The organism is Mesorhizobium sp. M6A.T.Ce.TU.002.03.1.1 (assembly GCF_003997275.1).
Taxonomy (GTDB): Bacteria; Pseudomonadota; Alphaproteobacteria; order Rhizobiales; family Rhizobiaceae; genus Mesorhizobium; species Mesorhizobium mediterraneum.
This window is the reverse complement of the sequence record NZ_RZTI01000039.1, coordinates 1-18,562: the sequence shown is the minus strand read 5'-3', so window position 1 is coordinate 18,562 and position 18,562 is coordinate 1. Positions and strand designations below refer to the sequence as shown.

Below are 18,562 nucleotides of genomic sequence, written 5' to 3'. Positions count from 1 at the left end.
GAAAGTGGGCGGGGGGAATTTCCACCCGCCGTTTTTATTTACTCGGGCCCGCCAATGTCTGCTTCGAAATTGGCCTGCCCGGAGTTGGCCGACTTCTGGACCATGCCGGCACAGAAACAGTAGCAAAAACGCCCGTTCGTCGCTATCTGGATAGAATTGAAGCCGCTTGCATGCGGAAATGACGTGCGAGCGGCGCGAACGGGTTGGATACAGAATCATGGCGGCAAGGGATGTGCTGACGAAAAACCAGTTGTGCGTGCTCGAGAAACTCGAGGCCGCCAGCGGTCCGCTCAGCGCCTATACATTGCTCGACCAGCTTCGCGAGCGGGGCTTCCGCGCACCGCTGCAGGTCTATCGCGCGCTCGACACGCTGGTGAAGTCCGGTTTCGTGCACCGGCTCGAAAGTCTCAATTCCTTTGTCGCCTGCGCCGAGCCGCACGATCACAGCCATTCGATGACCGCCTTTGCAATCTGCGACACTTGCGGGCAGGTGACCGAATTTTCCGACCATGATGTCGGACACCGGCTCGACGAATGGGTGCGCTCGACCGGCTTTGCCGCCAAGAAGGCGGTGATCGAGTTCCGCGGGACGTGCGCGAAGTGCCTGGCCAAGGCGGCTTGAGGCGCCTCTACTTCAGCGGCGGCGTTGTGGCGTTTTCGAACTCGTTCAAGAAAGTCTCATAGACCACGTACCGCGTGGTCCGATGTGCCAGCTGCTCGACAAGCAGGGGTCTTACCTCGTCCTGCCAGGATAGTTTGCCAAGTCCTGAGCCGATTTTCGGCAAGGCAACGGATTCCACCGAGTTCCTGTCGGCCCATTTAGCAAGCCCGCGAATTGCTTTGCGCAGGTAGGGAAGCGTGGCGTGGTACATATCCGGTTGCGTTGCTAAATAGATGAATCCTGGCTGGTCGCCGTCTGGCTCTGACGTCCAAAGCTGACCACCTGTAAACTTGCCGGTCCGAGCGTGTTTTTTGAACGCGGCCTGCACATTTGGCCACTTCCTCGAAATCTTCAGTGCAAGTCCGGTACCAAGGCCCTCTTGATTGCCTTCTGCCACCCCTTGGGCGATGTAGTTTTCCTCTGCTGCAAGCAGGTCTCCAGCGACAAAAACGATCATCGCACTTTCAATGCGCCTCTTCCCAATTGTTGGCGGAGCGGGCGTCGACATGCAGCGGCACCGACATCGAGACCGCCGGCATCGCGGCGTTCTCCATCACATGGCGCACGACGGGGATCGTCGCCTCGACCTCCGCTTCCACCGTCTCGAAGACCAGCTCGTCATGCACTTGCAGCAGCATGCGGGCGGAAAGCTTCGCCTTTTCCAGCGCGTCGTCCATACGTATCATGGCGCGGCGGATGATGTCGGCGGCGGTGCCCTGCAGGCGTGCGTTGATCGAGGCGCGCTCGTTGAAGGCACGGATTGAAGGGTTCGACGACCGTATCTCCGGATAATGGATGCGGCGGCCGAAGATCGTTTCGACGAAGCCGTGCTCGCGGGCATAGGCCTTGGTTGCGTCGATATAGTCGCGGATGCCGGGGAAGCGCTCGAAATATTTCTTGATGTAGGCGCCCGCCTCCTCGCGCGGGATCGAGAGCTGGTTGGCCAGGCCAAAGGCGGAAATTCCGTAGATGATGCCAAAATTGATCGCCTTGGCGCGGCGGCGTATTTCCGAGGGCATGCCCTCGACCGGCACGTTGAACATCTCCGACGCGGTGATGGCGTGGATGTCGGCGCCGTCGGCAAACGCCTGCTTGAGCTGCGGGATCTCGGCGACATGGGCGAGCACACGCAGCTCGATCTGGCTGTAGTCGGCGGAAACCAGCTTGTTGCCCTTGTCGGCGATGAAAGCCGTCCTGATCTTCCGCCCCTCGACCGTGCGTACCGGAATGTTCTGCAAATTGGGATCGGAGGACGACAGCCGGCCGGTTGTCGTCGCGGCAAGGGCGTAGGAGGTGTGGACGCGCTTCGTATCGGGATGGACGAAACCGGGCAGCGCATCGGTATAGGTCGATTTTAGTTTGGTCAGCTGGCGCCAGTCGACGATCTTGCGCGGCAGCTCGTGGCCTTCGGCGGCGAGGTCTTCCAGGAGCTGCGCCGAGGTCGACCACTGGCCGGTCTTGGTCTTGGAGCCGCCGGGCAGGCCCATCCTGCCGAACAAGATGTCGCCGAGCTGTTTCGGCGAGCCGATATTGATGCGCTCGCCGACGAGCTGGTAGATTTCATCCTCTAGCCGCGCGGCGCCCTGTGCCAGTTCGCCGGAGAGCCGCGACAGGATCTGCCGGTCGACGGAGATGCCGCGCTGCTCCATCCTTGCCAGCACCGGCACCAGCGGCCGTTCCAGCCGCTCGTAGACCGAGACGAGGCCCTTGGCGGCAAGCCGTGGTTTCAGCACCCGCCAGAGCCTGAGCGTCACATCGGCGTGCTCGGCGGCATAGGCCGTTGCCTTGTCGATATCGACCTGGTCGAAGCCGACGAAGCTCCTTCCCGAGCCGGCCAGTTCCTTGAGCGGAATGGTCGAGTGGCCGAGCCATTTTTCCGAGAGAGCCGCCATGCTGTGGCCGCCGGACGTGCCTGCATCAAGCACGTAGGAAATCAGCATGGTGTCGTCGAAGGGGGCGATATCGATGCCGTGGCGGCTCATGACGACGAGGTCGTATTTCAGCTCCTGAACGATCTTGAGAACCGACCTGTCCTCCAGCAGCGGCTTCAGAATGCCAAGCGCCTCACGGATCGGAATCTGGTTTTCGACCACTCCGCCGCCGAGCAGGTCGCCGTTGCCGCTTTTGTGGGCGAGCGGCACATAGGCGGCGCGACCGGGCGCGGTGGCCATGGAGAGGCCGATCAGCTCGGCCTGCATTGGGTCAGCTGAGGTGGTCTCGCTGTCGAAGGCGACGATGCCGGTCTCCATCGCCTCGGCCACCCACGCCTTCAGCGCTGCTGTGTCGCGGATGGTGACGTAGGCGCTGGTGTCGATCTTGCTGGCGGTGGCGTCCTCGAAGCGAAGCGCCGAGAGAAGCGAAGGGGTGTCGCCTTCCTTGGGTTCCACCTTGACGGTGGCCGGCACCGCTTCCCCGGCTTCGTCTGTCACTGCGCCTGCCGCGCTTTCGGCGGCTGCCGGCACTCCAAACCCGACATCGGGACCATGCGCGGTGTCGGCGCGCTCGATAATGACGGGAACGGCCTTGACATCAGCCGCATCCGTTCCGGTCGCTTCCGCCACGCGGCGGGTCAGCGAGGAGAATTCCATCGTCTTGAGGAAGCCGATCAGCTTTGGCCCGTCGGGCGGGTGCAACACGAAATCATCGAGCCCACCGATCCCCGGCACGTCGTTCTTCAGCGTCACCAGTTCACGCGAGATGCGCGCCTTGTCGGCATTGGCGATGATCGATTCGCGACGCTTGTCCTGCTTGATCTCGCCGGCGCGCGCCAGCAGCCCGTCGAGGTCGCCGAACTGCTCGAGCAATTGCGCCGCCGTCTTCGGCCCGATGCCGGGCACGCCCGGAACATTGTCGACCGAATCGCCGGTCAGCGCCTGCAGGTCGATCATCTTTTCGGGCGGCACGCCCCATTTCTCGACGACTTCGGGAATGCCGATCTGGCGGTCCTTCATCGGGTCGTACATGCCGACCGTTGCGCCGACCAGCTGCATCAGGTCCTTGTCGGAGGAGATGATGGTGGTGTCGGCGCCGGCTTCGCAGGCAAGCCGGCAATAGGTGGCGATCAGGTCGTCGGCCTCGAAGCCTTCCATCTCGATGCAAGGCAGGTTGAAGGCCCTGGTCGCCTGGCGGATCAGGCCGAATTGCGGGATCAAATCCTCCGGCGGCGCCGAGCGGTTGGCCTTGTATTCGGGGTAGAGATCGTTGCGGAAGGTTTTCGACGAATAGTCGAAGATGACGGCGAAATGCGTCGGCACCACGCCGACATCGGTGTTGCGGGCGTCCTGCGTCAGCTTCCACACCATGTTGCAGAAGCCGAGCACGGCACTGGTCGGCAGCCCGTCGGATTTGCGGGTGAGTGGCGGCAGTGCGTGATAGGCACGGAAGATGTAGCCGGAGCCGTCGACAAGGAAGAGATGATCGCCTTTTTTCATGGGACGAAGGGATAGCGCGGCGCAGCGCCGTGGTCCATGCCAAAGGCGGCCTCAACCACCGGTTCCCGCAACATCCCTGACAAGTCGATCGGATCACGGGTATGTTACAAAAGTGTAATCTTCGTGCCCTTGAATCGCCACGTTCGGAGACACAGATAAACGCCATCGGCATTTTTCGCCGAAGTCCGGAGCAAGGCCCGTCCCCCGCCTATCCCGGACACTTGCGGCAGCCTATCCCCCCTCTCCGGGCTGCCGCATCGATTCGAGTAAAGGCCGCCGTGGTTCCCCCTCCACCACGGCGGCATTTTTTTACCTTTCGACGCCCGTGGTCCAACGACCGCCGGCTTTTCGTTTCTGCCTCGCAGCTTTAGGGTTGCCGCTCAGAATCGAAAGGCTGATAAAAATGTCCACAATTTCCCCCGTCCTCGACCGTCTCGACAAAAATCTCGACGAGAGCCTGGAGCGCCTGTTCGGCCTGCTCAGGATCAAGTCGATCTCCACCGATCCGGCCTACGCCGCCGACTGCCGCAAGGCGGCGGAATGGCTGGTGGCGGAACTCAAGCTGATCGGGTTCGATGCCAGCGTGCGTGACACGCCAGGCCACCCGATGGTGGTGGCGCATCATGACGGGCCGGCGGGCGCGCCGCATGTCCTGTTCTACGGCCATTATGACGTGCAGCCGGTCGACCCGATCGAGCTCTGGGAAAGCGACCCGTTCTCGCCTTCGGTGAAGGAGATCGAGCCCGGCCACCAGGTGATCACGGGGCGTGGCTCGGCCGACGACAAGGGGCAATTGATGACCTTCGTCGAGGCTTGCCGTGCCTGGAAGCAGGTGCATGGCGGGCTGCCATGCCGCATCACGATCCTGTTCGAGGGCGAGGAGGAGTCCGGCTCGCCCTCGCTGAAGCCGTTCCTCGAAGCAAACGCCGCCGAACTCAAGGCCGACTTCGCGCTTGTCTGCGACACCGGCATGTGGGACCGCGATACGCCGTCGATCTGCGTCGCGCTGCGGGGGCTGGTCGGCGAGGAGATCACGGTGAAAGCCGCCGACCGCGACTTGCATTCCGGTCTCTATGGCGGTGCTGCCGCCAATCCAATTCGCATCCTGGCCAGGATCCTGGCCGACATCCACGACAAGGACGGCCATGTCACCATTCCGGGGTTCTATAACGGTGTCGAGGAGCCCCCTTCGCAGATCCTGAAGTCATGGGAGACGCTCGGCGAGACCGCCGAGACATTCCTTGGGCCTGTCGGACTGTCGATCCCGTCTGGCGAAAAGGGCCGCTCGGTGCTCGAGCTCACCTGGGCGCGACCGACGGCCGAGTTCAACGGCATTACCGGCGGCTATACCGGCAAGGGGTTCAAGACAGTGATCGCAGCGGAAGCCTCGGCAAAAGTGTCCTTCCGCCTCGTCCACAAGCAAGACCCGGAAAGGATCCGCGCCGCTTTCCAGGCCTTCGTGAGGGAGCGCATCCCGGCCGACTGCTCAGTCGATTTCCACCCACATGGCGGCTCGCCGGCGATCCAGCTTTCCTACGACTCGCCGTTTCTCGCCAAGGCCAAGGACGCGCTGTCCGACGAGTGGCCGAAGCCGGCGGTGACGACGGGAAGCGGCGGCTCGATCCCGGTGGTCGGCGATTTCCAGACCTATCTCGGCATCGAATCCTTGCTGGTCGGTTTCGGGCTCGACGATGACCGCATCCATTCGCCGAACGAGAAGTACGAGATGAGTTCCTTCCACAAGGGACAACGCTCCTGGGCACGCATTCTCGATGCGCTGACACGCTGACAGGGCAAGAATTCAACTTTCTGTTGATTTTTCATCGGATCGCGGCGAGGACGGGCTAGAGCGACGTGCGTCCGGTTGGGTGCACAAATCACCGCACGGGCTGCGACCGGAGAATACGATGAGCGATATCCGCTTCCATAAGAACGACCTGCCCGGGCTCTTGCACTACGACGTCGGGTCGGTCGCAATCGACACGGAGACGCTGGGGCTCAATCCGCATCGCGACCGGCTTTGCGTGGTTCAGATCTCGCCGGGCGACGGTTCCGCCGACGTCATCCAGATCGCGCCCGGCCAGAAGAAGGCGCCAAACCTCGTCAGCCTGCTCAGGAACCGCAGCATAACCAAGCTCTTCCATTTCGGCCGTTTCGATCTCGCCGTGCTCTATAATGCCTTCGGCGTCATGCCGGAGCCGGTGTTCTGCACCAAGATCGCCTCGCGGCTTACCCGAACCTACACCGACCGGCACGGGCTGAAGGACATCTGCTTTGAGCTTCTCGGCGTCAGCCTGTCGAAGGCGCAGCAATCGTCGGACTGGGCGGCGGAGACGCTGTCTCCCGAACAACTCGAATACGCAGCCTCCGACGTGCTCTATCTGCACCAGCTGCGCGATGTGCTGACGGCCCGGCTGGCGCGCGACAACCGGACCAAGGAGGCCGAGGCCTGCTTCCGCTTCCTGCCGACGCGTGCGAAACTCGACCTGATGGGCTGGGATGAGGCAGACATCTTCGCCCACAGCTAAGGTGGAACCAGATGTTCGCCGCGACGTTCTGTCGGTCCACGGAGGGGATGAAATGGCTGCCCGGAAACCAATCGAAACGGCACCCAAGGATGGTTCCAAGGTCACCGTCTACTGGAAGGACAGCGACGGCGTGATGAACGAATCCATCGCGCAGTACCGGTCGCTCGACCGGCTGAAAGCGGCCGGCGGCGACTGGGACGAGAACGACACCGGCTGGTGGGCCTATACGGACGGTCATACGCAAAAGAAGATCGAGCCGATCAGCTGGCGGCCTGCATCGGGGGATGACGACGACGAATGACGCCGCTGGCGGGGCCGTCTCCTTTCCAATAGTTTGGGCCTGTTGCAATCGGGGGTCGATTCGGAGCTTGCTGCTCCGCGACCGTTCGCTCAGGAGGGATCTGCAATGGGCACTGAGAGCCTGCTTGTCTTCATCATCATCGGTGCGATCGCCGGCTGGCTCGCCGGCCTGATCGTCAAGGGTTTCGGCCTCGGCCTGGTCGGCAATATCGTCGTCGGCATTGTCGGTGCCTTTATCGCTGGCTGGCTCTTCCCAAGGCTGGGATTCGCGATAGGCGGCGGCATATTTGCCTCCATCGTCCACGCCACGATCGGCGCGGTCATCCTGCTCGTGCTGATCAAGCTGGTGAAGCAGGCCTGATCCTTCGAAAGACATCAAGGGCGCCATGAAACAGAACACGCTCTATCTCATTATCGGCGCTCTCGTCGTCGTGGTCATCGCGCTCGGCATCTATGTCTATCGCGAGCAAACCAGGCCGAAGGGCGTTGAGCTTAAGATCGACGATAAAGGTATTTCGATCCTGCAGAACTGAGCGCGCCGGGTTCTGCCGCGCAAGGGTGCCGATGACATTACCCCATCCTGTCCGTCGTTCTCGCCCTTCAGGCCAGGCTCTCAGGTGATATCCCGAATCGACTTCAAAGCCAGCGATTCTGTACGAGCCGCGCTCTCGACCATCGGACGCACGGAAGACCTGCGCTTTTCGCCGGACAATCGATTGCTGGCAATTGCTGGATACACGCGAGAGCGCTGTCTGATCCTGCGGGTCGACGTCGAAGCGGCGCCGAGCGGCCCACGAGTCACCGTCCATGATTTCATGGAGCTGACGTCGGAAAGCATGGGCGAGGTCCACGGTCTCGATTTCATCGATGACCGAACCCTGGTGATTGCCAATCGTGATGGGCTGGTTGCGATATTTGCCTTGCCCTCGGGAGAGCCGGCCGGCCGCCAGTGCGACATTGTACCCATTCGCGAGATCACGGGCGGGCTGTTTTGCAAGCTGAAAACGCCAGGGTCGGTCGCGGCCAGGCATGAGTCGCGTGGCCGAGTCAGCCTCCTGGTCTGCAACAATTACAGGGACCGGGTCACGCGGCATGTCGTCGACCGGTGGGGCTACCGCGCGTGGAAGAACCAGGCGCTTCTGAAGCGCGGCCTGAGCATACCCGATGGCATTGCGCTCAGTCATGATGGCCAATGGATCGCCGTCAGCAGCCACGGCACCAACGATGTGAAGCTCTACAACATGTCCGCGCGGCTGGGGCCGGATACCGAACCCGCCGGAATCCTGCAGAACGCCAATTACCCGCATGGCCTGCGTTTTACGGGCGATGACCGGCAGATCCTTGTCGCCGATGCAGGCAGCCCACTGCTTCACGTGTACGATCGCGACGCGGGCTGGAGCGGCAGCCGCACGCCCTCCCGCTCTGTTGCCGTCCTTGACGACGAGACTTTCGGGCGCGGCAGGGCCAGTGTCGAAGAAGGCGGCCCGAAGGGTCTCGACATCGATCGCTCGAACAGCGTTGTGGCGGTGACCTGCGAAGAGCAGACGCTGGCCTTCTTCTCGCTGACATCGATAACCGGTCGACCACCGAAGTTTGAGCCCAGTTAATGCAAGTCATTGGTTTTGTTGCCGCTATTGCCGACGAGACCAAAAATTGACGCCAAGGCAGGGCCGCTCCATCCTTCGATGCGCCCGGAGAGAAAAGCCAGGCCGAATATCGAATGAGAGTGACGTATCGACACATCCGCGGTATGATCTTGGCACAGGGAGTTTTGGGGCCAACCCACCTACTTTTAGGAGGTTGCCATGAGGCACCAAACACTGGACCAACTGCATACGGTGGCAAAGGTACACAGAGACCCAACACCTCCTGGAATGGACCGAACCCAGCGTCTCGAACGTTGGTCAAGACTTCTCGAACGGCAGCCCAATCGGCTCCTTACCGCACTTACCGGGACCGAATATCGTTCGTCGCCCGAACGCGACGTAATGCGTGGCGAAGGCTCGCCAATATCAGTTGCCTTCGACGATCCGATTCTGCGCGATGAGGGGTTGAAAGACGACACTTATGGCGAAGCAAAGCGTTTCTTCGAACTGACCGACGATCAACTCCACGAAATCGTCTGCTACTGCCATGTGGGCGAGACGATGCAATCATCCCGGGCAGCGCTTTGCGTTCGTGATGCGATCGACTAACGCATGATCCACCAAAGGTGAATGACTTTGGTGACAAGTCATATGCAGATTCAATTGTTTAGAGCGCGATCGAATGTAAACCCACTTTACCGGTCGCGCTCTAATGGAGCATAGATTACGGCTACCTTGCTATGGGCGGTTCGCGCCGAACGACGGCCGCTGAGCAGTTGATGCCGAATGCGAGAAGGCGCCGCCGTCTCGCCAGGACGCCATTTTTCCAAGACCGCCGAAAGCAAGGAACGCAGCGGTGACGTGTCGTAACGCATTGAATTAACTTTGAACCATTTAACCCGCCCTTAAATCGCCGCATCTACTCTCCACCCCGGACGCCATGGAGCGACGTGCATCCGTTCGGACGCACAGAATGCGCTCTAAGACTTTGAAGCTTCGCATCGTGCTTTCCGAAATCGATTCCGATTTTCGGGCCGATGCGATAGGCATCGGGACAGACAGCACAGCGCATGGCGAACCGCAGAGACAGCCGCATCGAACCCAGCTTCGAGGGACCGCCACCGGCGAAATCCTCGACCGGTTTTTCGGTGAGCGAGGAGGATCGCGTCGTGCCGAGCAACCGGAAAACCTCTGCAAAACGCCAATCGGCCAAGACAAAACCGTCGCGCCGCGGACGCGGCAAAAGCCGGCGCGGCCTGTTCGGCGTGCTCGGCCGGTTGTTCTACTGGTGCTTCGTGCTGGCCATCTGGGGCGGCATCGCCACTGCCGGCATCGTCGTCTATTACGGTGCGAAAATGCCGGCGGCCACCACCTGGGCCATTCCCGACCGCGCGCCCAATATCAGGATCGTCTCCGTCGACGGAAACCTGCTCGCCAATCGCGGCATGAGCGGCGGCGAAGCCGTCGGCCTGCACGAAATGTCGGCCTATATCCCCGAGGCTGTCATTGCCATCGAAGATCGCCGCTTCTATTCGCATTTGGGCATCGATCCGATCGGTCTGTCCAGAGCCATGGTGGCCAACGTTGTCGGCGGACGTTTTTCGCAGGGCGGCTCGACGCTGACCCAGCAATTGGCGAAGAACCTGTTCCTGACACCCGATCGCACGCTGGAACGCAAGGTCCAGGAAGTGCTTTTGGCGCTGTGGCTCGAGCACAAGCACACCAAGGACCAGATCCTCGAAATGTATCTCAACCGGGTCTATTTCGGCTCCGGCGCCTATGGTGTCGAAGCGGCCTCGCGCCGCTATTTCGGCAAGAGCGCGCGCGATGTCACGCTGCCCGAGGCCGCACTCCTCGCTGGCCTGTTGAAAGCGCCGTCGCGACTGTCTCCGGCGCGTGACCCGAAGGCGGCCGAGCAGCGCTCGCAGCTCGTTCTTGCCGCCATGCGCGACGAAGGCAAGATCAGCGCCAAGGAACTGACCACGGCGATGAGCGCACCGGCGACGCGGGTGGCATCCTACTGGACGGGCTCGGAAAACTATGTCGCCGACACAATCGTGGAAGAACTGCCCGACCTGATCGGCGATGTGCGCAGCGACATCATCGTCGACACCACCGTCGACCTCACGCTGCAGAAGCTCGCCGAACAATCGATCCGCCGGCTGATCGATGGGAGCGGCAAGAAGCTCAATGCCAGCCAGGGTGTGCTGGTGTCGATCGACAATTCCGGCGCGGTGCGTGCCATGGTCGGCGGCTATGATTATTCGACCAGCCAGTTCGATCGCGCCTCGGAGGCGCGCCGCCAGCCGGGCTCAGCGTTCAAGCCCTTTGTTTACATGGCGGCACTGGAGGCCGGCCGCACGCCCGACAGCGTGCGCAATGACGCGCCGATCAGAATAGGCAAATGGACGCCAACCAATTACGGCGGCAAGTATTTCGGCAAGGTGACGCTGGCGACGGCGCTGGCGAAGTCGCTGAACTCGGTGGCCGCACAGCTGACCATGGAAGTCGGACCTGACGCCGTGGTCGAGGCGGCGCATCGCATGGGCATCCAGTCCGACCTCACGGCCAACACCTCGATCGCGCTCGGCACATCTGAAGTGACGCCGCTGGAATTGACGTCGGCCTATGTCCCCTTCGCCAATGGCGGCTACCGACCGGAGGTCCATTTCATCCGCCGCGTGACGACAACCGGCGGCAAGGTGCTCTACGACAACAATGGCGGCGGCGCCCCGCGCGTCGTCAAGCCCGAGATCGTCGGTATGATGAACTCGATGATGACCGGCACGGTCGAAATCGGCACTGCCAGGAAGGCGGCCTTTGCCTGGCCGGCAGCCGGCAAGACCGGCACCAGCCAGAATTCGCGCGATGCCTGGTTCATCGGCTATACCGCCAATCTCACCACCGGCGTCTGGTTCGGCAATGACGATGGCAGCCCGATGAAGAAGGTCACCGGCGGCGCGCTGCCGGCGCAGGCCTGGCATGAGTTCATGGTCGCCGCGCATGAAGGCGTGCCGGTGCGGCCGCTGCCTGGAACTTGGCGGTCGACGCCTGCGGATACGATCGTGCAGGACGAAATACCGTCCAACACGGCGCAACCGGCGCCGGTGCCGTCCGCTTCGGTTGGCCAATCCGCGCCGTCCGCCCAAAAAGCGTCATCGCCTCGCGCTGTGCGTCCCGCCGAAACGATCGATGGCGGCGGCTTCGGCATCCCGGGCGGTGACAGCGCCACCGCATCGATCAAGCGCCCGGTGCCGCCGGGCGATGTCGGCGGCCCGGTCAAGAAGCGGCAGACCTCGATCCTCGACATCCTCACCGGCGGCTGACCCCTCGTCATCGCTGCCGTGTTCCGCTACATCTCCGGGTTAAAAGTGCTAGAGCGTACTTTGTGCGTCCAAAGGGACGCACGTCGCCCTAGAGAGATCGCGAATGGCCGAAACCGACACCAGAAAGACAATCGTGCTGACCGGCGCCAGCCGCGGCATCGGCCATGCGACGGTCAAGCGCTTTTCGCGCGAAGGCTGGCGCGTCATCACCTGCTCGCGCCAGGCCTTTGCCGAGGACTGCCCGTGGCCGGCCGGTCCGGAAGACCACATCAAGGTCGATCTCGCCGACCAGGAGGATGTCGGCATCGCGATCTCGGAAATCCGCCATCGGCTGGAGGCGCATGGCGGCCAGCTTCATGCGTTGGTCAACAATGCCGGCATCTCGCCGAAGCTCAAGGACGGCAACAGCCGCATGAATTCGATCGACACGCCGATGCATGTCTGGCGCGACGTATTCCAGGTCAATTTCTTCGCGCCGATCATGCTGGCGCGAGGATTGTTTAAGGAGTTGGCGTCGGCCAAAGGCTCGATCGTCAACGTCACCTCGATCGCCGGCACCCGCGTGCACCCCTTCGCCGGCACCGCCTATGCGACGTCGAAGGCGGCGCTCGGCTCGCTGACGCGCGAAATGGCGCATGATTTCGGCCCGCACGGCATCCGCGTCAACGCCATTGCACCCGGCGAGATCGACACGGCGATCCTGTCGCCGGGCACCGAAAAGATCGTCGAGACGATTCCGCTGCGGCGGCTGGGCACCACGGCAGAAGTCGCCGACATCATCTTCTTCCTGTGCTCGCAGCAGGCTTCCTATGTGACGGGCTCGGAAATCCACATCAATGGCGGCCAGCACGTGTGAGACTTGAGGCTAAGGACTGCTCATCCGGTTATGGTGAGAACAGCCTTGCCGCTAATGCTGCGCCGTCGCAGTGCGTCCAGGGTTTGGGCGATGTCTGTCCACTGCACGGTCAAGGCCACGCGGGTTTCTAGCCGGCCAGCCGCGACCAGAGCGAGCAGCGAGGCGATGTCCGCGCCAATGCCCGGGCCAGAGGCGTAGTACGCGAAAGTCTGAAGCCTCGCCCCCTCGTGACCCGGAACGAACTGACGGAATCCAACTGATGTGAGTTCGCCACTGCTCGAACCGAACATGACGATGATCCCGCCAGGTGTGACACGTTCGATCGCGTGTGCGAGGCTTTCACCGCCGACTGACTCAGTGATCAGCGAAAACGGCCCCTCAGCCAATTCGATCGACTCGACAACTTGCTCGGCTCCAAGGCCGCGGAGATCGTCGGCATGCCGGGCGGCGGCGATCGCGGTCACAGACGCGCCCTCCTGGCGGGCGATCTGGATCTGGAAACGACCGACCGCGCCGCTTGCGCCGGTGATCAGGATCTGCTGGCCGGCCAGGTCGCCGCCATGGCGCAATGTCCTTAGCGCCGTCGTGCCCGCGACCGGAAGCGTGGCTGCGGAAACGAAGCTGACTCCATCCGGCAGGACGGCGAGACGATCGGTTGAAACGGCAACACGTTCGGCCCAGCCGGCCTGGTCGACCAAAGCCGCAACCCGGTTGCCCACGGCTGGCCCGGAGCCATCGGCTGCTGCCCGTTCGACAACCCCAACGATGTCCTGGCCGGGTATCCAGCCGTTCGGACGTATGGTGAGCAGGCGCAGCTCGCCGCGGTTCAACGAGGTTGCGTGGACCGAGACAAGCGCCTCGTTCGCGAGGGGCTGAGGTTCCTCGGACTCGGCGAACCTCAGCCCGGTGGCGCTGTCGGGAGACGTGACTAGGGCGAGCATGGGGATCGTACCTTCTTACTGGTTTGTGGACGCCAGCTTCCTCCTGGAAAGCACGGCAAGCTGGCCCACTCAGAATACTCATCGAGATCGCAAGTCATGCCGGCGATGGGCGCGCGCGCAGCGTCAACGCGATCAACTGCTGCCTGCCATATTTTTGACCGGGGGGCGCAAACCGAAGCCTATCGACTTTCCCGGTTAAAGAATTTAGCTATCACGGCGTTTAATCGCTAAAAGCCGTCAATCATGAGACAGCCTCTTCGCTGGCCCTGGCCCGATCTCGATGTGGATGATGTGCTCGCGCCGGCAATTGCGGTGCGCGTTGACGTCACCGAAACCAGAGCGGAGGTGCCAGTCCATCGGCACCGCAAAGGCCAACTCGTCTTCGCGCTCGGAGGCGGCGTCACATGCCACGTTCCAAGCGGCCTATGGATGGTCCCGCCTCATTGCGGGGTCTGGATTCCCGGCGACATGGAGCACAGCAATGTTGCGACGGCCAACGCCCTGATTTTTTTCGTGTACGTTGAGCCGGAAGCCGCCGATCTGCCGGACCGGTGCTGCACCCTTTCGATCTCGCCGCTGCTCCGCGAACTGATCATCGAGCTGTCTGATGGCGTGCAGGACGACCACGCGAGGGATGAGCTTTTGACCAAGACCCTGCTGACCGAATTGCCGCGTATGCCTGTCCAGCGGCTGCATCTGCCGATTTCATCCGAGCCACGCTTGAGGAGGATCGCCGAAGCGTTGGCGCAAGACCCTGCCGACCGTAGCACATTGGCGGAATGGGCCAACCGCGTCGCGCTCAGCGAGAGCAGTCTCGCTCGCCTCGTGGTTAAGGAGACAGGGCTGAGCTTCGGGCGCTGGCGCCAGCAATTGCACTTGATCGTCGCAATTCGAGAACTGGCCTCCGGTGCCAGCGTCCAGCAGGTCTCGGGTGATCTCGGCTATGGTTCCGTCACGGCCTTCATCACCATGTTCAAGAAGGCGCTTGGGAAGCCGCCGGCAAAATACCTCGGCAGTATCACTCAAAATGGTGGCTCTGCATTCGTGGCGTGATCAACTCGCTGCGGGCGGAGATCGACTGTGCGATCTTCCGCCGGCCATCGGCCAGTGGCGACCAGTACGCATGATCGTGCAGGATCGGCTCAGGCAGCGGACGGTTCAGCCGCCTCTGGCTTGTGACCAAGCACCACTTCGACGATACCACGGGCGATTTCGCGCTCGCCCATGATCACCGTGTCGGCGCCGAGCCCTTTGAGATGCTCGACCTCGGCATCGGAGTGGGCGCGGGCGATGACGTTGATCTTCGGGTTGGCGGCGCGTGCGCGCAGCACGATCTGTCCCGCCTCGAAGGCATTGGGGACGGCGAGGATAAGCCGCTTCGCGCCATCGGGATTGGCAGCGGCGAACACCTCGCTGTTCGCGGCGTTCCCGGACACGGTTTCGATGCCGTCGTCCCTGAGCTTCGCCAGCGTCTTGTCGGCATCCTCGATGACGAGGAAGGGCAGGGCGGCCTCCTTCAATGATGCGCCGACGAGGCTGCCGACACGGCCGTAGCCGACCAGGATTGAATGGCCGGTAAGCGCTGTCCTGGGCGGCGGCCCGTCCTCTTTCACCGGTGCCGCAACCGAAGCCAACTGGCCTGGCTCCGTCGCGGGGCCAATCGGCTTTGCCTCGTCGAGCGGCGCCGTCTTGCCGGCGCGCCTTTCCAGCCATGGTTTCATCCAGTCGATGGCAAGGAACATCAGCGGGTTGAGAACGATCGACAGGATAGCGCCGGCGAGGATGAGGTCGCGTCCTTGTTCGGGCAGCAGCTTCAGCCCGACGCCAAGCTCGGCCAGGATGAACGAGAATTCGCCGATCTGGGCAAGGCTTGCCGAAATCATCAGCGCGGTCGGTATCGGATAGCGGAAGGCGACGACGATGACGAAGGCCGCCAGCGATTTGCCGATGACGATGATGGCCAGTGTCGCCAGGACCGGCCAGCCATTGCTGATCAGGCTGAACGGGTCGAACAGCATGCCGACCGAAACGAAGAACAGCACGGAAAAAGCGTCGCGCAGCGGCAGCGATTCCTCGGCCGCCCGATGGCTGAGTTCGGATTCACTCATGATCATGCCAGCGAAGAAAGCGCCCAGCGCCAGCGAGACGCCGAATAGCTTGGCCGCGCCAAAGGCGACGCCGAGCGCGATGGCAAGCACCGCCAGCCGGAACAATTCACGCGACCCGGTATGGGCGACGTAGTGCAGGATCCAGGGGATGACCCGGCGGCCGACCACCAGCATAACGACGACAAAGGCCGCGACCTTGGCCAGCGTGACCCCAACGACGCCCCAGATGCCGTAGCTGGCCGGCAGCGACAGCAGGCTGCTATGGGCCTCCACTTGCTGCTGGCCGCCCAGCACGCCAGCCAACGCCGGCAAGAGCACCAACGCCAGCACCATCGCCAGGTCCTCGACGATCAGCCAGCCGACGGCGATGCGGCCGCGCTCCGTCTCGATCAGCCGCCGTTCCTGCAAGGCACGCAACAGCACCACCGTCGAGGCGACCGACAAAGCCAAGCCGAATACCAGCCCAGCGCCGATCGACCAGCCGAGCAGCCAGGCAAGACCGGCGCCAAGCGCTGTCGCGAAGCCGATCTGCACGATGGCGCCGGGCACGGCGATGGCGCGGACCGACAACAAATCCTTCAACGAGAAATGCAGGCCGACGCCGAACATCAACAGGATCACGCCGATTTCGGCGAGTTCATTGGCGAGGCCGGCGTCGGCGACGAAGCCCGGCGTGTTCGGCCCGACCAGAACGCCGGCGATGAGGTAACCGACCAGCGGTGGGATGCGGAAGCGATTGGCGATTGCGCCGAAGACGAAAGCCAGCCCCAGACCGGCGACGATGGTGGCGATAAGGGGCGTGTCATGCGGCATGGTCTATGGAGCGCCTTTCAAAAATCACGATGTCGGATATGCGTCGCCAAAAAAAGCCGCCGCTTTGGCAATATGGGGGCTTGGGTGGCCGCGAGGCAACCCACAATGCCATGAAATCGATGACAAGGATGGCAGAAGGCAAGCCGCCTCGAGGCTGGCAACGTGCTGCAAAATAAGCGGCTTGCGCGCCTGATGCCAGCGATCAGGCCGCCTGCAGCAGGTTCTCGATGTCGACGATGGTGTGGTTGGTCAGCGTCTTCGGAATTTCCACTGTGATCTTCTCGGCAACTTCCTTGTGCAGTTTTCGGCGCATGTCGCCCAGCACCTGCGGCGGTGCGATCAGCACCATTTCCTTGAAGGCGCCGCGGTGCGCAAGCTTGTACAGCCGCTCGGCAATTTCGTCGGCGAAACGCTCCTTGCCGAGGCGATGCCAGTCAGTGTCCTCGACTGCGCTGCGGTGGACGGAAGGGCCGTCGCTGTAGCGGCCGGGGCGGTCCGAACCCTGCTCTCGCGTCGCCGGATTTGCCTGCTCCATCTCCTGCACGACCTGGAGGTCGGGATATTGGGTGTCGCCACGGTTCTCGAGGAACAGCGCCTTCTCGCCGTCGGCCACCACGATCCACAGTCCGCGTTTCAGCTTGAGGTTGTTCACGGAGCGCTCCTTTTTCCTGTTTTTCATGGTTTTCTAGGCCCTTCTCTGGAGCCATTGCCGCAGCTGAACAGCCAGGCTCGGATTCGCAGGGCAAACGCGCGTCGAGGCAGGAATGTTCCGATGACGATAAGAACAGCGAGCGAGCAAACCGACCAACGAGGATGACGGTGTTCTGCGCGTGTCGGCTTTAATCTACTAGATTGGTAGAATTTAGAAAAAATTGTTTTGCGATACACCTCGCTTGCCGCTAGAACGGCCGCAGATCAAGGCCCGCAACAGCGGCTTGGATCCGCTCCATTCGTGGGTGTGGAATTTTTTTCTCCTGCCTTTGGTGCTTGCAGAAAAGCGATTGCTTCGCACGAAGCGATGCGCGAGTGCTTTCCTTCTGCTTTTTCGCTCCCGCGCGTAGAACTGACAGCGTATTCAGGATTCCACTCGCCATGCCGCAGGCCACACCCAAGCTCAACGCCTTTCCCATCTTCATGCGGGTCGAGGGCGAAGCCGTGGCCATCGTCGGCGGCGGCGAGGAGGCTCTGGCCAAGGCGCGGCTGATCGGCCAGTCGAGCGCGGTGCTGCGCATCGTCAGCGATGCCGCCGAGCCTGAGTTGCTGGCCTTCATCGCCACGAATGGCGCCGCCATACACATCGCTGCTGCCTATGATGCCGCGCATCTCGAAGGCGCGGTGATGGTGTTTGCCGCCAGCGGCAATGAGGCGCTCGACCGTCGCGTTGCCGAGGATGCGCGCCGGCTGGGCATTCCGGTCAATGCCGTCGACCGGCCGGAGCTGTGCGATTTCTTCACCCCGGCGCTGGTCAACCGCGCGCCTGTCGCCATTGCCATCGGCACGGAAGGGGCTGGCCCGGTGCTTGCCCAAATGCTGCGCAGCCGCATCGACCGCATGCTGTCGCCGTCGCTCGGGCCGCTTGCTTCGCTTGCTGCCTCGTTGCGCGGCACCGCCGAGAGATTGCTGCCGAAAGGCAATGCCCGCCGCCGCTTCTGGAGCGACTTTTTCGGCGGCTCGCCGGCCCGCGCCATGGCGGCCGGCCAGCTTTCGCAGGCGCATGATGCCGCCGTCGATCTGTTGCTTTCGAATGCGCCGGCATCGGGCCATGTTGCCTTGGTGGGGGCTGGTCCGGGCGCCGAAGACCTGCTGACGCTGCGCGCTCACCGCCTGCTGATGGAAGCCGACGTCATCGTCCATGATGCGCTGGTGCCGGAGGCGATCGTCGCCATGGGCCGCCGCGACGCCGAGCGCCTGCCGGTAGGCAAACGCAAGGGCTGCCACACCAAGAGCCAGGCCGAGATCAACGCGCTGCTGATCGAGCTCGGCCTGGCTCTTGGTGTGGCAGCCCTTGCGTT

The 18,562-nt window shown here is 62.5% G+C and carries 18 protein-coding genes; 13 read left to right on the top strand and 5 right to left on the bottom strand.

Annotated features, from left to right (window positions below):
* A partial coding sequence (locus EOC93_RS34440) for a hypothetical protein (protein WP_206532238.1) occupies window positions 1–182 on the top strand: 182 nt, incomplete at its 5' end.
* 35 nt (window positions 183–217) lie between these two features.
* On the top strand, window positions 218–622 hold the full coding sequence (locus tag EOC93_RS14420) for a Fur family transcriptional regulator (RefSeq protein ID WP_127204944.1): 405 nt from the start codon (window positions 218–220) through the stop codon (window positions 620–622).
* A 7-nt stretch (window positions 623–629) separates the two neighbouring features.
* Here the strand turns inward: EOC93_RS14420 and EOC93_RS14415 are convergent, their stop codons facing one another.
* Both EOC93_RS14415 and polA read right to left on the bottom strand, forming a co-directional pair.
* Window positions 630–1,118, bottom strand: coding sequence for a macro domain-containing protein (locus EOC93_RS14415; protein ID WP_127204943.1), 489 nt, complete (start codon window positions 1,116–1,118; stop codon window positions 630–632).
* A gap of 7 nt (window positions 1,119–1,125) precedes the next feature.
* On the bottom strand, window positions 1,126–4,092 hold the full coding sequence (gene polA / locus EOC93_RS14410) for a DNA polymerase I (protein ID WP_127204942.1): 2,967 nt from the start codon (window positions 4,090–4,092) through the stop codon (window positions 1,126–1,128).
* 403 nt (window positions 4,093–4,495) lie between these two features.
* Between polA and EOC93_RS14405 the strand changes: the two genes are divergently transcribed.
* The 9 genes from EOC93_RS14405 to EOC93_RS14365 all read left to right on the top strand — a co-directional run bounded on the left by EOC93_RS14405 (window position 4,496) and on the right by EOC93_RS14365 (window position 12,688).
* Complete coding sequence (locus EOC93_RS14405; protein ID WP_127204941.1) at window positions 4,496–5,881, top strand: M20/M25/M40 family metallo-hydrolase; 1,386 nt, start codon at window positions 4,496–4,498, stop codon at window positions 5,879–5,881.
* A gap of 118 nt (window positions 5,882–5,999) precedes the next feature.
* Window positions 6,000–6,620: a ribonuclease D gene (locus EOC93_RS14400; RefSeq protein WP_095488337.1), complete on the top strand. Its 621-nt coding sequence runs from the start codon at window positions 6,000–6,002 to the stop codon at window positions 6,618–6,620.
* A gap of 52 nt (window positions 6,621–6,672) precedes the next feature.
* On the top strand, window positions 6,673–6,921 hold the full coding sequence (locus EOC93_RS14395; RefSeq protein ID WP_127204940.1) for a hypothetical protein: 249 nt from the start codon (window positions 6,673–6,675) through the stop codon (window positions 6,919–6,921).
* Window positions 6,922–7,026: 105 nt separating this feature from the next.
* The gene (locus EOC93_RS14390; RefSeq protein ID WP_127204939.1) at window positions 7,027–7,281 is read left to right on the top strand and encodes a GlsB/YeaQ/YmgE family stress response membrane protein; all 255 of its coding nucleotides are present in this window, start codon (window positions 7,027–7,029) and stop codon (window positions 7,279–7,281) included.
* Between the two features lie 25 nt (window positions 7,282–7,306).
* The gene (locus tag EOC93_RS14385) at window positions 7,307–7,453 is read left to right on the top strand and encodes a hypothetical protein (protein ID WP_127204938.1); all 147 of its coding nucleotides are present in this window, start codon (window positions 7,307–7,309) and stop codon (window positions 7,451–7,453) included.
* Between the two features lie 303 nt (window positions 7,454–7,756).
* On the top strand, window positions 7,757–8,527 hold the full coding sequence (locus EOC93_RS14380; RefSeq protein ID WP_245330009.1) for a lactonase family protein: 771 nt from the start codon (window positions 7,757–7,759) through the stop codon (window positions 8,525–8,527).
* A gap of 198 nt (window positions 8,528–8,725) precedes the next feature.
* Window positions 8,726–9,115, top strand: a complete 390-nt coding sequence (locus tag EOC93_RS14375) for a hypothetical protein (protein WP_127204937.1) — start codon at window positions 8,726–8,728, stop codon at window positions 9,113–9,115.
* A 461-nt stretch (window positions 9,116–9,576) separates the two neighbouring features.
* Window positions 9,577–11,832, top strand: coding sequence for a transglycosylase domain-containing protein (locus tag EOC93_RS14370; RefSeq protein WP_127204936.1), 2,256 nt, complete (start codon window positions 9,577–9,579; stop codon window positions 11,830–11,832).
* A gap of 103 nt (window positions 11,833–11,935) precedes the next feature.
* The gene (locus EOC93_RS14365) at window positions 11,936–12,688 is read left to right on the top strand and encodes an SDR family oxidoreductase (RefSeq protein WP_023675240.1); all 753 of its coding nucleotides are present in this window, start codon (window positions 11,936–11,938) and stop codon (window positions 12,686–12,688) included.
* 20 nt (window positions 12,689–12,708) lie between these two features.
* Here EOC93_RS14365 and EOC93_RS14360 read toward each other — a convergent pair whose 3' ends face one another.
* Window positions 12,709–13,629, bottom strand: coding sequence for a zinc-binding dehydrogenase (locus EOC93_RS14360; protein ID WP_127204935.1), 921 nt, complete (start codon window positions 13,627–13,629; stop codon window positions 12,709–12,711).
* A 243-nt stretch (window positions 13,630–13,872) separates the two neighbouring features.
* Between EOC93_RS14360 and EOC93_RS14355 the strand changes: the two genes are divergently transcribed.
* Window positions 13,873–14,682 (top strand): helix-turn-helix transcriptional regulator, encoded by an 810-nt coding sequence (locus EOC93_RS14355; protein WP_127204934.1) that lies wholly within the window; start codon window positions 13,873–13,875, stop codon window positions 14,680–14,682.
* An 89-nt stretch (window positions 14,683–14,771) separates the two neighbouring features.
* Here EOC93_RS14355 and ybaL read toward each other — a convergent pair whose 3' ends face one another.
* Together ybaL and EOC93_RS14345 are read right to left on the bottom strand one after the other, a co-directional pair.
* The gene (gene ybaL, locus EOC93_RS14350; protein WP_127204933.1) at window positions 14,772–16,550 is read right to left on the bottom strand and encodes a YbaL family putative K(+) efflux transporter; all 1,779 of its coding nucleotides are present in this window, start codon (window positions 16,548–16,550) and stop codon (window positions 14,772–14,774) included.
* A gap of 202 nt (window positions 16,551–16,752) precedes the next feature.
* The gene (locus tag EOC93_RS14345; protein ID WP_095488474.1) at window positions 16,753–17,202 is read right to left on the bottom strand and encodes a host attachment family protein; all 450 of its coding nucleotides are present in this window, start codon (window positions 17,200–17,202) and stop codon (window positions 16,753–16,755) included.
* 440 nt (window positions 17,203–17,642) lie between these two features.
* Here EOC93_RS14345 and EOC93_RS14340 point away from each other — a divergent pair.
* A partial coding sequence (locus tag EOC93_RS14340) for an NAD(P)-dependent oxidoreductase (RefSeq protein ID WP_245461460.1) occupies window positions 17,643–18,562 on the top strand: 920 nt, incomplete at its 3' end.